Consider the following 13396-nt stretch of genomic DNA (forward strand, 5'->3'; position numbering starts at 1 on the left):
TGAGGACGTGACGCTCGCAACTATCGTCGGCGTGGGCCTCGATTTCACCCGGATACCGCCGATGAACGCTCTGTTCTCGAGCGCGCGGTTATTGACGGAATTGCGGCGTACCCGTGATGGTTATCTTGATGCTAATTGCCTGCAATCAATCTGTGATGAAGCAGCCATTCGGGGCACCCTAAAATTCTTCGGTTGGGCATCCTGTGCGGCGATGTTTGCGGCTATCATCGGCATGGGCGCGACAGTCGTTAAGTAGAAGAGCATAGAAGTTCGGAGTTTGTCGGTGGTGGCGTTATCTGCAAGCTTCGAGACCTGAAGTAGCTGCGAGGAGCTCGATTGATTTCAGTCTGTACGGTTGCCCAAGAGGTCCAACGCTCATCTGCAGACAGATCCTTGCCGGACTCTCGCCGACAAATTGGCTCATCGATGTTTAATCAGCCGGCACTATTTGCTCCTCGGTTCAACTGAGGGAGTTCATTTTGAAGAATACAGTCATAGTCGGCCTCGACCTGGCCAAGAACGTATTTCAGGTGCATGGAATGGACGCCGATGGCGCTAAGACGTTCAACAGGAAGCTGCGGCGCGAAGAGGTGAAGGCATTCTTTAGGGACCTCCCGACTTGCGTCGTCGCTATGGAAGCTGGGAGCGCATGCCATTTTTGGGCCCGCGAGATCAGTGCGCTTGGACACCGAACGCTGATCATTCCTGGACAGCACGTAAAACCTTTCGTCAAGCGAGACAAAACCGACGCTGCTGACGCGCAGGCAATTGCCATCGCGGCCATCCAGCCAGACATGCAAAGCGTGCCATCGAAATCAACTGAACAGCAGGCGATGACGGTTCTCATCAAGACCCGCGCTCTCTTTATTCGCCAAAGAACCAAGGCGGTTCAGGCCTTGCGCGGGCATCTCGCAGAATTCGGCATGGTAACGGGGACTGGAACAGCAAGGCTCCACCGATTGCTGAACGAACTGCGGGCAGGTGCGATAGAGGGGATTCCATCGATAGTGCGGGATGCCATCCTGTCCATTTACGAGGAGATAGAAGCGCTCGACACCAAGGTCGCCCGCTTCGAGAAAGATCTCGCATTGCTTTCGAAGCGGGAGGACGACACTCGCCGGCTTTTGACCATTCCAGGGATCGGGCCGATCACAGCATCGACGATAAAAGCTTATGTGCCGGATGCCACGATGTTCAAATCGAGCCGTCAATTTGCTTCATGGCTAGGGTTAGCACCCAGAGCGCATAATAGCGGTGGCAAAAGCCGATCCGGGCGGATATCAAAACAAGGGAACCCCATTATAAGGGCCTTGCTATTTGTTTCAGGCATGACGCTGGTCAGGCAGGCTAAGGCAAAGGCGCCGGCGGCGGAAACATGGCTTACCAGATTGGTCGGACGACGGCCCTACAAGGTTGCTGCGGTTGCCGCAGCAAACAAGATAGCGAGAGTTGTTTGGGCCTTGCTGAACAGCGGCGACATCTTTCGCGCGCCCACTCAAGCGTAGTCGCAGTTTCGCGGCACGCAAGATCGACGACTGCAATTTCAAATAACGCCCATAAGAGACATTATAGGCCGTATATGAAGTTGTGCGCAAGCACGAGGTAGTTCAAGGCCGTTCTGTCCGCGCGTCATAGAGTGGCGTGTACTCAATACAACGCCGTCAATTTTCATGCAGGCGATGTCTGAAATTCAGCAAAACCTTGCGGGCCGCCGGGCCGCCCTACTTTAGGGCGGCCCATCAACAGCCTCGAAAAGTAAGTTCCTTCAATGTCAGGTCGCGAGGGATTGATAATAGTTGATAAGCGGCCTATTTTGCTCTGCATCACATCAGATGGAGGACCGCATGATCAGTGCCGATCTGGGAAAGCAGCTCGAAAGCTATATTCAGCAACTTGTCGAGACAGGCCGCTATGGTTCGAAAAGCGAAGTCCTGCGGGAAGGTGTGCGACTGGTCCAGGATCGCGAGACCCGGCTGGCTGCGCTGGATGCTTCAATCATGCGCGGCATTGCCGATGGGGATGCTGGCCGAACGAAGCCGGCGAGCGATGTCTTCGATCGGCTTGAGGCCAAATACAGCGCGATGACTGACAAGGCCGAAAAGTCGGCATGATTCTCGAGTTTTCCTACGAGGCGGAAAACGACCTTGAGCAGATCGCCGATTATATCGCAAGGGACAATCCCCAGCGCGCTCTGTCATTCATCCGAGACCTGCGCAGCAAGTGCGAGGATCTCGTCGACAATCCAAACGGCTACTCCCTCGTCCCCTGCTACGAGCACCATGGTATCCGCCGGCGCGTCCATGGCAACTATCTGATCTTCTACCGCGTCGAATCCACGAAGGTGGTCATCGTCCATCTTCTGCATGGCGCCACCGATCATGGCACCGTGCTGTTCGGTGAATAACTGCGCCGGTCGATCCGAAACGAACGCGTCTCAAACAGCGCAAATAGGCGGCTGCCCTGTGCGTCCTATCATCATCGTAAGCGCCCCTCGACCTCCGAGCACTCAACACCACCCTGCATGCGGTGATCCGAGCAGGAAGTATCCGCTGGCGAAGGTTGTACCTTCATTGATTTTCTCTCCTCACGATCAGGACTGCGCGCGATTACGGAAGCTGGCCGGTCCCTCACATAACCGCGCTCTTGATGGGAGTAGAGCAGCGCCCCCAGTTGTTAAAAAAGCCATACTTGGCCTTCGAGTGATCGCGGATTAGCGCGTAGCCTTTGGTACCGCGTTTGACGACGTGGCCGAGGACATGCCGAGCAAGAGTGCTACTCCGTACAAAAGTTCACGGCGCCTTGTGGGCGCCGTGGATAGTTCGCTGCTTTCGAAGCTCAATCTTGAGCTGCATCTGACAGACACTAGCTCGCGTGATAAGCCGCAATGATGGCCGCCACCTGATCGGTGTTCATCGCCGCTATCTGGGTCGACGTGACCGCTTGCACCTGATCACTCGAGAAGCTGCCTATGTCTGCCGTGGAGAGACCGGCGACAGCCGTCGTGCTGATAGCCGCAATATCGGCGGTCGAGAATGCCGCGATATCAGCCGTTGACAGGGCGCCGATCTGGCTCGAGGTCAAAGCCGCTGCTTGAGCGGAAGTCAACGCGGCAACCTGATCGGTGCTTAAGGTACCGACTTGGGCTGTGGAGAGACCGGCAACAGACTTCGCCGTAAGAGCGCCGATCTGGGTGGTCGAAAGGCCGGCGACATTGTCGGTGGTCAATGAACCCAACTGAGCTGCACTCAGCGTGCCCACCTGTGAGGTGCTCAGCGCACCGACCTGGGTCGACGTGAGAGCATGGACCTGCGAGGTCTTGAGGCTCGCCACCTGTGCCGTGGTCAAGGCGGCAGCCTGGTCGGATGACAGGGCTGCAACGTTGGTCTCAGACAGGCCACCGAGTGCTACCGTGTTGATCGCGGCGATATCGGCGGTCGACAGACCAGCAACCTCGGCGCTGCTCAAGGCCCCGATCTGACTGGAGTTCAGGCTGCCGACCTGAGCCGTCGTGAGTGCGGCGATATTGGCGGAGCCAAGAGCGCCAACCTGAGCCGTGGTCAGACCGGTAACCGACTTCGCGGAGAGTGCGGCAACCTGTGTGGTCGACAGACCGGCGACATTGTCGGTGGTTAATGAACCCAGCTGAGCTGCGCTGAGCGTACCCACTTGCGAGGCACTCAGAGCGCCGACCTGGGTCGAGGTGAGCGCATGGACCTGCGAGGTCTTCAGGACAGAGACCTGGGCCGTTGTAAGAGCCGCCGCCTGGTCCGAAGACAGGGCCGCAACATTAGCCTCCGACAGCCCGCTAAGTGCCGCCGTGCTGATGGCCACGATATCAGCGGTCGACAGACCGGCAACTTCGGAGCTGCTCAGGGCGCCGATTTGAGTGGAGTTGAGCGCCCCGACCTGAGCGGTGGTGAGGGCTGCAACATTGTCAGAACCAAGGGCGCCGATCTGGGCCGTGGTAAGACCTGTGATGGACTTTGCACTCAATGCGGCGACCTGGGTACTCGAGAGTCCAGCGACATTGTCGGTTGTGAGCGCACCGAGCTGCGCCGAGCTCAGCGTACCGACCTGCGAGGCGTTCAGCGCGCCGACCTGGGTCGAGGTGAGTGCGTTGACCTGCGTCGTTTTCAGAGCACCGACCTGGGCCGTGGTGAGTGCCGCTGCCTGGTCGGACGACAGCGCCGCGACGTTTGCCGTTGACAGTCCCGCCAGGGCCGCCGTGCTGATCGCGGCGATATCGGCGGTCGAGAAGCTGCCGATGTCGGCCGTCGAAAGGGCGCCGACCTGTGCCGAGTTCAGCGCGCCGACAAGAGCGGGGCTGAGGGCTGCGACCTGCGTCGAGCTCAGAGCCCCAACCTGCGCCGTCGATAGACCCACCACCGCCTTCGATGTCAACGCACCAATCTGGGTTGTCGACAGTCCGGCGACATTGTCGGTGGTCAGCGAGCCCAGCTGAGCTGCGCTGAGCGTACCAACCTGCGAGGTGCTCAGAGCGCCGACCTGGGTCGACGTGAGTGCATGGACCTGCGAGGTCTTCAGGACAGAGACCTGCGTCGTTGTCAGTGCGGCGGCCTGATCGGACGAAAGCGCTGCGACATTCGCCTCCGAAAGGCCCGCGAGAGCGGCCGTATTGATCGCGGCGATATCGGCAGTCGATAGACCCGCAAGCTCTGTGCTGCTCAGGGCACCGATCTGAGTGGAGTTGAGCGCCCCGATTTGGGCGGTATTAAGAGCTGCAACATTGTCCGAGCCAAGAGCACCGATCTGAACCGAAGTGAGGCCGGTAACCGATTTGGCCGAGAGCGCCGCAACCTGAGTGGTTGAAAGACCGGCGATATTGTCGGTCGTGATCGCACCGAGCTGAGCCGCGCTCAGTGCACCCACCTGCGAGGTATTGAGTGCGCCAACCTGGGTCGATGTCAGTGCATTGACCTGGGTCGTTTTCAGAGCGCCAACCTGAGCGGTAGTGAGTGCCGCGGCCTGATCGGACGAAAGCGCGGCAACGTTTGCGGTCGAAAGACCCGCAAGAGCTGCCGTGCTGATCGCGGCGATGTCGGCAGTGGAGAAGCTGGCGATGTCAGCCGTTGAGAGAGCACCGATCTGGGCCGAGTTCAAAGAGCCGACAAGGGCGGGGCTCAGGGCCGCGACCTGCGTCGAGCTCAGTGCACCGACCTGGGCAGTAGACAGACCCACCACCGCCTTCGATGTCAGAGCGCCGATCTGCGTTGTCGACAGGCCGGCGACGTTGTCAGTCGTCAACGAGGCAAGCTGAGCAGCGCTCAGGGTAGCGACCTGCGAGGTATTCAGCGCACCGACCTGGGTCGAGGTGAGTGCATGGACCTGCGAGGTCTTGAGGCTCGCCACCTGTGCCGTGGTCAAGGCGGCAGCCTGGTCGGATGACAGGGCCGCAACGTTTGTGGTCGAAAGGCCCGCAAGGGCCGCCGTATTGATGGCGGCGATGTCGGCGGTCGAAAGGCCGGCGATTTCTGCGCTGTTCAGCGCACCGATCTGCGTCGAGTTGAGAGCACCGACCTGAGCGGTCGTGAGCACGGCGACGTTGTCGGAGCCGAGCACGCCGACCTGCGCCGTGGTAAGACCGGCAATCGACTTGGCAGACAGTGCCGCCGCCTGTGTGGTCGACAGACCGGCGACATTGTCGGTGGTCAACGATCCCACCTGAGCTGCGCTGAGCGTACCCACTTGCGAAGCGCTCAGAGCGCCGACCTGGGTCGAGGTGAGAGCATGGACCTGCGAGGTCTTCAGGGCAGAGACCTGGGCTGTGGTAAGGGCAGCAGCCTGATCGGAAGACAGGGCCGCAACATTGGCCTCCGAAAGGCCCGCAAGAGCGGCGGTATTGATGGCCGCGATATCGGCGGTCGACAGACCGGCAACTTCAGAGCTGCTCAACGCGCCGATCTGAGTGGAGTTGAGTGCCCCGATCTGGGCTGTGGTGAGGGCTGCGACATTGCCCGAACCGAGCGCGCCAACCTGGGCAGTCGTGAGGCCGGTAATCGATTTGGCGGAAAGCGCTGCGACCTGAGCGGTCGACAGACCAGCCACGTTATCGGTCGTAAGCGCGGTCACCTGCGTCGCACTGAGTACACCGACCTGAGCGGTGTTAAGAGCTCCAAGCTGCGTGGATGTAAGGGCATTGATCTGCCCGGTCTTGAGCGCCGCCACCTGCTCGGTCCTCAACGCGGCGGCCTGATCAGACGACAGGTTTGCGACATTGGTGGTCGACAGGCCGCCAAGAGCCGCCGTGTTGATGGCTGCGATATCGGCGGTCGACAGACCGGCGATCTCTGCGCTGCTCAAGGCTCCGACCTGAGTTGAGTTCAACGCGCCGACCTGAGCGGTCGTAAGCGCGGCGACATTGGCAGAACCCAGCGCACCGACCTGCGCAGTGGTGAGACCGGTGACCGATTTGGCTGAGAGCGCGGCGACCTGGCTGGTCGAAAGGCCGGCGACGTTATCAGTGGTGAGCGCAGTCACCTGAGCCGCGCTCAGGGTGCCGACCTGCGAGGCATTCAACGCGCCGACCTGGGTCGAGGTGAGTGCGTGAACCTGCGCCGTCTTCAAGGCAGCGACCTGACCTGTCGTCAGAGCCGCAGCTTGATCGGACGAGAGCGCCGCCACATTGGCAGTCGAGAGACCAGCAAGCGCCGTGGTCGTGATGGCGGCGATGTCGGCGGTCGAGAAGCTGGCGATGTCATCGCTCGACAGGGCGCCGATCTGCGCCGAGTTCAATACACCGACAAGAGCGGGGCTCAATGCCTCGACCTGAGTGGAGCTCAACACACCGACCTGCGCGGTCGAGAGGCCGACGACGGACTTCGACGTCAGGGCACCAATTTGCGTGGTCGAGAGGTTGGCAACATTATCGGTCGTCAACGCAGTGACCTGGGCCGAGCTGAGGGTGCCGACCTGCGACGCGCTCAACGCGCCAACTTGCGTCGAGGTGAGAGCATGGATCTGAGTGGTCTTCAGGGCGGCAACCTGTGCCGTCGTCAGGACCGCGGCCTGATCGGACGACAGCGCCGCCACGTTCGCGGTCGAGAGACCAGCAAGTGCCGTGGTCGTGATGGCGGCGATGTCCGCGGTTGAGAAGCTGGCAATGTCATCGCTCGACAAGGCGCCGATCTGCGCCGAGTTCAAGGAGCTGATGAGGACCGGGCTCAACGCCTCGACCTGGGTGGAGCTCAAGGTACCGACCTGCGCGGTCGAAAGGCCAGTTACGGACTTCGATGTAAGAGCGCCAATCTGCGCGGTTGAAAGGCCCGCGACATTGTCGGTGGTCAACGCTGCAACCTGGGTCGAATTGAGACTTGCGACCTGCGCAGTGCTAAGTGCACCGACCTGCGTGGACGAAAGCGCATGGATCTGAGTCGTCTTGAGTGCGGCAACCTGCTCGTTCCGCAGGGCAGCCGTCTGATCGGAGGACAGGATCGCGATATTTGCGGTCGAAAGACCTCCAAGAGCTGTGGTGTTGATTGCAGCGATATCTGCCGTGGAAAGACCAGCAATCTCAGCACTGCTGAGCGCACCGATCTGGTTGGAATTCAGAGCTCCGACCTGGGCCGTTGTCAGTGCAGCTATATTGTCAGAGCCGAGCGCTCCGATCTGGGCTGTAGTAAACCCGGCCACCGACTTGGCGGAGAGCGCTGCGACCTGACCTGTCGAAAGACCGGCAATATTCGCGGTGCTGAGGGACGCAACCTGTGTCGAGCTGAGTGTGCCGACCTGCGATGCGCTCAGAGCGCCAACTTGCGTCGAGGTCAGCGCGTTGACCTGCCCGGTCTTCAGCGCAGCAATTTGAGCCGTGGTGAGCACGGCTGCCTGATCGGACGAAAGTGCGGCGACATTCGCCGTGGACAGGCCCGCGAGCGCTGCCGTCGTGATGGCGGAAACATCGGCTGTCGAGAAGCTGGCGATATCGTCCGTCGACAAAGCGCCGATCTGGGCTGAAGTGAGGACGCGGACCTGCGAAGTCGTCAAAGCACCGGCTTGCGACGAATCGAATCCGCCAATTTGATCCGCACCGAGAGCAGCGACCTGGTCGGTGCTCAAGTTTTCTATTTTTGACGTGTCGAGGACAGCTAATTGGCCGAGGCTTAAGCCCTTGATCGCGCTTGCGGACACCGCTCCCATCTGATCCGTCGTCAGCGCAGCGACATCAGCTGTGCTGAGTGCCTTGATCTGCGAGGAGGAGAGCGCCTTGATCTGTGTGGTGCTCAACGCGGCCACGTCATTGGTCGTCAAGGATGCGATGGTGGTGGTGGAAAGGGATTTGATTTGATTGACGGTCAAGGAAGAAATGATTGAGGTCATTGGTCGGGGGCCCCTAATGTTAACCTATAGCAGACGTCATTTCTCAAACGCCGACAGTATGAAAAGAGCGCACCATCTCTTGGACACGGCTTCAAACGCACGACGCGCCGAGACCGTGACACCGACATGGCCGGGCGCTGTTGCAGCCCATGCGACTTGGCATCCCGCCGAACGGAAAGAATGTTGTGAGAGAAACATGGCTCTCAGGAGCCGAAGCGTTGGGAGGGCTTCATGCATGCAGGGTCCGCAACGACCCTGATTCCAACGCCTGCCTTGCAAGCGTCTCGCTGTTGTCGAGCCGCTCGATCAAAACCGGACTTCAGCACAGGCTGATATTGCGCCATCAGCTCGTGTCTTACCGAAAGGACTAAATGGTGCGTCTTTAATTTCAGGTTAACGAAGCATTATTTTTCAAATAAAAATGCAGAAAACAACTATTAATGTACTTCGTATCTCGCACACGCGGCGATATAGGTTTTCATTAAAGGGTCAACTCATACTATTATTTGTATTCAATCAAATGTTGCATCCTCAAAATGGGGCAAGTTTTACATAAGCATCACCTCATACACCCGACGAAATCGAAATTTACGTTACGTCTTCCGATCATTTACGTATCCTAAAAACAGCATTTTACCGCATATCGAGATCCGAAAATAAAACATATTATATTTTCGATCTTTACAACTTTTTGTTTGCAAGTTTATCACGAATTATTTTGAACAATTGCCAATAAACAACCAGATATAGCCATTGTGTCAGTAATACAACTATTAGAAATTGCGCAAATTACTTTTGCGTCCCAGAAGACTGACAAGCCCAAAGCAAGCTAGCATCGATAAACGGGGCGACGGTCATGTTTAACCTCAGGACCACCAACACATCATTCGCCGCGGGATGCCTATGCCTTTTGATAATGCAGTTACCTCGGATACCTTGTCCTCACTTGCAGAGATCAAGATCAAGGCTCGAAATCAACAGCTACCCCTGAACGAGCTCTTGCAAACCGCCGAGACTCTTAGCGCCACCGGACAAACCGCCGTCGCGGCTGAGCTCTACAAGACCTGGATCGCGTTCAACGACACGCATGCCCTACTGCACATCATTTATTTCAATTACTCGGTCACGCTTCGACAGCTGGGTGATATCGCTGGCGCGATCAATGCGCTGCGCGCCTGTCTCAAGATCGATCCGCGCTTCGGACAGGCATATGTCAATCTCGGCCGCGCGCTCGAAGATTATGGCCTCATCGGCCAGGCGGTCCAGCAATGGCGCGGCTATCTGGAGGCAACAAACGATATCACCGCGGACCGGGCCGGCCATCGCTTGATGATGTTGCAGCATGTTGGCCGCGTGCTGGAGAATGTCGGGCGTTTTGAAGAGGCGGAGACTGCGCTGTGGCAAGCAATCGAATTACGGCCGGACAAGCTTGAATCTGCCCAGCATTGGACGGCGCTGCGGCAACGCCAATGCAAATGGCCAACGCTCGTTGGGTCAGAACACGTTTCTGCGCGCCAGCTTCTCGATGCGATGTCCCCCCTGACACTTTCCTGCCACGCCGACGACCCGCTCTTCCAGCTTGCCAAAGCCTATCGCTACAACAAGCAACTCGTCGGCCAGCCCGACCTGACGAATTTTCCACGCAAGCAACCATGCATGAAGACAGGAACCGGACGACGGCTCCGTGTCGGCTATATCTCCTCGGATCTGCGCGATCATGCGGTCGGTTTTGCGTTGAGCGAGGTTTTTGAATTACACGACAAAAGAAATGTCGAGATTTTCGCTTACTACTGTGGCGAGCCGCGAGCAAACGATGCGACACAGGAACGAATAAAGGTAGCCGTCGATTCCTGGCGCGATATTGCCGACTTAAGCGATATGGATGCAGCCTTATTGATCGCCACCGACGAGATCGATATCCTCGTCGATGTCAATGGATATACAAAGCACGCAAGAACCAAGATCTTCGCCTACAGGCCAGCCCCGGTCATCGTCAATTTTTGCGGTTATCCCGGCTCCATGGGAAGCCCGTACCATCACTATATCATCGCCGATGAACATATCATTCCATCCGGCAATGAAATCTATTTTACGGAAAAAGTATTGCGGATCGGTTGCAATCAGCCGGTCGACCGCAAGCGTCTGATCAGTTCTGCGCCTAGGCGCTCAGATGCCGGCTTGCCGGAGGAGGCGTTCATATTCGCCTGCTTCAACGGCATGCAGAAGATCACCAAAGCATCGTTCGCTCGGTGGATGACAATTCTTGCCGCCGTGCCAAATAGTGTTCTTTGGTTGCTCGGCGGCGAGGACGACGTCAATCAACGACTACGCCAGGCGGCAGAACAAGGCGGGATCGCTCCAGATCGACTTATTTTCGCGGCAAAAGCTGCCAATCCGGATCATCTCGCACGAATTGGACTAGCCGACCTTTTCCTCGATACCTTTCCCTATGGCGCCCACTCGACGGCGTCCGATGCGCTGACAATGGGGCTGCCCGTCCTCACCTTCCCGGGTAAAGGCTTTGCGGCCCGCTTTTGCAGCAGCATTGTTTCGGCCGCAGGTGTCGACGAGCTGATCTGCCAGGGACCTGAAGATTATGTGGCAAGGGCCATCGACTTTGCCCGCGACCCGCATCGACTCACTGCGATCAGAAGCGCATTGCAGCAGCGTCGAGACACGAGCGTATTGCGTGACATGCCGGCCACAGCCAGGCGTCTCGAACAGTTGTTCTGGCAAATGCAAGGTGAATGTGAGCGTGGTGAAACGCCGACGCCTGATTTGCGCAACCTCGATGTGTACTACGAGATCGGTGCGGAAATCGTCTTGGAGAACACCGAGTTCGAGGACGATCGCATCTACCGACAACGATATATCGACAAGCTGGCTGAGCGGCACGACCATGCGCCGATCTTAACGGACGGTCGCCTATGGGCAAATCCCATTGTTCCGAAACGTTAAGCGACATACCCACTTCAAAGCGAGAATTGTATGGCCCCCGTTATCCTTGTCACCTTCGCCGGCAGGCAGAAAAGAATGCAAATCCTGACCGACTACGTTCGTCAGGCTATGGCGCGCGGACTGATCGATGAATGGCATGTTTGGGATTTCACGCGTTCGCAAGATGACCACGAATGGGTTACCCGCGAATTCGGCCCGGTGCGCTACATGGAATCTGGCGCACGATACCAATTGGCCGGAACACTGACAGACCAGCGTTCCTTTCGCACAACCGCGGCAATCCGCAATGACTTTCACATCGCCATAGTTCCAAATGACGACAGCGACTATTTCTTCGAAATGGTCGTAGGCGGCTGGGACAATCAGTACACCGCACTGCGCAAACTTCCGCGAACCGACCTGCTGAGTTTCGAGCGCACGAACGAATCGGAAATATGGAGCCGGACGACACCTGGCATCCTGTCACCGGGCGTGGCCAACCAGATCGTGATCAAAAGCGGCGCGGACGGCATGCAACTCCATGTGAACCACGTGCATGTCGGGCACTGGAACGACCTCAAATTCCCATCCGGCGCATCGATCATGGTACGCGGCGGTTGGGGTGCAAATCTGGAGCTCGCTGATACGGGGTCCCGCATACAACGCTTCCTCGGTAATCCGGAGGAAAAGCCGCCCTACTTCCAGGCTTACAATTACTATGCGACACGGCTGAACAGATACTCGGAGGCGATATTCCTGAAGTGCGATGATGATATCGTCTACATGGACGTCGACAAGCTCGAGGATTTCATCGAGTTTCGCCGCAGCAATCCCCATTATTTCGTCGTCTCCGCCAATGTCGTGAACAATGGCGTTTGCGCATATTGGCAGCAGGCGGCCGGATCGCTTCCTGAAGAGCTCGGCCAGTTCGAACGGCCGCCCGGCGGCTTCGGTGGAAGTCTCTGGGAAAGCGGCAGGCGAGCAACCGCACTTCATGATCTTTTCCTGCAAAGTCCCAACAAGCAGCTATCGTTAGCCGCTAGAATCGTCGAGTGGACCGAACGTCAGTCGATCAACTTCATTGCTTGGCTCGGCAAGGATTTGATCCATATGGCGCTTCCCAAGGGCGATGACGAAGGCCTGCTGACGATCGATCTGCCGGCCCTTCTCAATCGTCCGACGGCTATTTTTTCCGATTTCATGGTGAGCCATCTCAGCTTCGGGCCGCAAGAGAGCGAGATTGACGCGGACAGGCTGATTGCCGCCTATGGCGCCCTGTTGGACGAAAAGAATTACGACCAAACAAACGCATAGGATGCCGCAGCAGTAGTTTCAATACGGCTCGGTCAGACAGCATCGCGACTATCGAATGACGTCGCCGATGATCATATTTGATATGAAGACCTTCAAGAGCTCAGGGTCGAAATGACCTCTTGAACGCAGCATGGTGTCGATCGCTTCGGATTGCGTCCATGCGCGCTTGTAGGGGCGTATGGTCGTGAGAGCTTCATACACATCACAAATTGCCGCAATGCGTGCAACGCATGGAATAGCGCTACCTGCAAGCTTTTGCGGATAGCCAGAACCGTCGAACTTTTCATGATGAAAAAGGCAAATGTCTAGGATCGCTTTCGGAAGTCCCGAATTTTGAGAAATCATCTCATGACCCCGCTCGGGATGTGTCCGGATGATTGCAAGTTGGTCATCCGTGAGAGAGCCGGGCTTTTGCAGTAGTTCGATGGGCAAGACCATTTTACCGATATCATGCACCAGGCCGCCCAGCCCTAGAAGTCTGACCACCTGTTCCTCCAACCCGAGACTACGCGCAAATGCAATCATCAACGCGCTGACCGCTAACGAGTGAAGGAATGTGCTCTCATCCTTGTCTTTGAGCCTGGCCAAACCGACCAGCGCCCCTGCATTGGTCAATGCCTCTGACATAACCTGTTCAACCACCTGGTTGGCGGCGTCAACTCGAAAAACCCGATGCAGTCGCGCCTGACTCAGGACAGTCCGGATGTATGGCTGCGTTTCCGCGATCGCTTTGCGAGCCTGCCCGATCTGCTCAGGTGTGAATTCAGACTTGATATAGCCATCGAATGCAACGCTGCCTATCATGTCCTCC

At 57.6% G+C, this 13396-nt stretch carries 8 protein-coding genes and 1 pseudogene; 6 read left to right on the forward strand and 3 right to left on the reverse strand.

The window, feature by feature from the left end:
• Window positions 1–7: 7 nt before the first annotated feature.
• The 4 genes from AC13RM_RS12030 (at window position 8) to AC13RM_RS12045 (ending at window position 2404) form a co-directional block, all read left to right on the forward strand.
• Window positions 8–256, forward strand: coding sequence for a hypothetical protein (locus AC13RM_RS12030; RefSeq protein WP_488555066.1), 249 nt, complete (start codon window positions 8–10; stop codon window positions 254–256).
• A gap of 223 nt (window positions 257–479) precedes the next feature.
• Window positions 480–1505 (forward strand): IS110 family RNA-guided transposase, encoded by a 1026-nt coding sequence (locus tag AC13RM_RS12035; RefSeq protein WP_488555067.1) that lies wholly within the window; start codon window positions 480–482, stop codon window positions 1503–1505.
• A 339-nt stretch (window positions 1506–1844) separates the two neighbouring features.
• Window positions 1845–2111, forward strand: coding sequence for a type II toxin-antitoxin system ParD family antitoxin (locus tag AC13RM_RS12040; RefSeq protein WP_488555068.1), 267 nt, complete (start codon window positions 1845–1847; stop codon window positions 2109–2111).
• Window positions 2108–2404 carry a type II toxin-antitoxin system RelE/ParE family toxin gene (locus tag AC13RM_RS12045; protein ID WP_488555069.1) on the forward strand — a complete coding sequence of 99 codons (297 nt, stop codon included), beginning with the start codon at window positions 2108–2110 and terminating at the stop codon, window positions 2402–2404. Before AC13RM_RS12040 ends, AC13RM_RS12045 begins: the two co-directional genes overlap by 4 nt.
• 458 nt (window positions 2405–2862) lie before the next feature.
• On the opposite strand, the gene AC13RM_RS12050 is transcribed toward AC13RM_RS12045, so the two are convergent.
• Entirely contained in the window at window positions 2863–7161 is a 4299-nt protein-coding gene (locus AC13RM_RS12050; RefSeq protein ID WP_488555136.1) for a beta strand repeat-containing protein, read from the reverse strand.
• 69 nt (window positions 7162–7230) lie between these two features.
• A pseudogene (locus tag AC13RM_RS12055) lies at window positions 7231–8334 on the reverse strand (beta strand repeat-containing protein); the annotation flags it as partial.
• Window positions 8335–9237: 903 nt separating this feature from the next.
• On the opposite strand from AC13RM_RS12055, the gene AC13RM_RS12060 reads away from it, so the two are divergent.
• A complete protein-coding gene (locus AC13RM_RS12060; protein ID WP_488555070.1) occupies window positions 9238–11292 on the forward strand; it encodes an O-linked N-acetylglucosamine transferase, SPINDLY family protein in 2055 nt (684 codons plus the stop codon).
• A 30-nt stretch (window positions 11293–11322) separates the two neighbouring features.
• On the forward strand, window positions 11323–12585 hold the full coding sequence (locus AC13RM_RS12065; RefSeq protein WP_488555071.1) for a DUF6250 domain-containing protein: 1263 nt from the start codon (window positions 11323–11325) through the stop codon (window positions 12583–12585).
• A 48-nt stretch (window positions 12586–12633) separates the two neighbouring features.
• On the opposite strand, the gene AC13RM_RS12070 is transcribed toward AC13RM_RS12065, so the two are convergent.
• Window positions 12634–13389 (reverse strand): HD-GYP domain-containing protein, encoded by a 756-nt coding sequence (locus tag AC13RM_RS12070; RefSeq protein ID WP_488555072.1) that lies wholly within the window; start codon window positions 13387–13389, stop codon window positions 12634–12636.
• Window positions 13390–13396 lie beyond the last annotated feature (7 nt).

This window comes from Martinezella sp. CNPSo 3732 (genome assembly GCF_057784515.1).